This window comes from Lachnoanaerobaculum sp. MSX33 (assembly GCF_000512995.1).
In the GTDB taxonomy this organism is placed as follows: Bacteria; Bacillota; Clostridia; order Lachnospirales; family Lachnospiraceae; genus Lachnoanaerobaculum.
The window spans coordinates 1-750 of the sequence record NZ_AZXX01000016.1; the positions used below are offsets into that span (position 1 = coordinate 1).

The window sequence follows — 750 nt, forward strand, 5'->3', positions numbered from 1 at the left end:
ACCCTGCTCAAGATAATTTACCACTACATTTCCGGCATTCTTTCTCTTATAGAAATAAGTTACTTCCTGCACTCCGGTAGTAAATGTACCTGTTGCATTTGCAGGATTTGCTGTAAGCTCATAGTTTGCTATATCATTTTCCCTGCTCTGCGTTGTATATGGCAGACCGAGTTTTCTTGTTCCGTCAAGTTCTTCCTGTGAAGGTGAAGTTGCACCTGCCGGTGTATAAAGCTCTGTTGTCTGTCCTACTTCATAGTGATGTACTATAACGCTTCCTGCATTCTTTCTCTTGTAGTAATAAGTTACAGTCTGCTCTCCGCTTTGAAAAGTTCCCATTGCATTTGTAGGCGCAGGAGTAACAAGCTCATAATTGCTGAGATCTGCAGACTTTTCCGTTGTCACATATGGAAGTCCAAGCTTCCCGCTTCCGTCAAGCTCTTCAGCTTGTGGTGAAGTTTTTCCTGCCGGTGTGTAAAGCTCTGTTGTTCCTCCAACTTCATAGTGATGTACTGTGACTTTTCCCGCATTCTTTCGTCTGTAGTAGTATGTAACTTCCTGTACTCCTGTAGTGAAATTACCACTTGCATTTGTAGCTGCAGGAGTTGTCAGCTCAAAGTTTGCTATATCGTTTTCTCTGCTTGCAGTTGTATAAGGAAGGCCAAGCTTTCCGCTTCCGTCAAGTTCTTCAGCTTGTGGTGAAGTTTTTCCTGCCGGTGTGTAAAGCTCTGTTGTCTGCCCTGTTTCATAGTG

At 43.5% G+C, this 750-nt stretch carries 1 protein-coding gene; it reads right to left on the reverse strand.

What is annotated here, in order from left to right; translation table 11 throughout:
- Positions 1–750 (reverse strand): MucBP domain-containing protein (locus tag HMPREF1495_RS01985; RefSeq protein WP_034211606.1); only part of this gene is annotated, 750 nt, incomplete at both ends.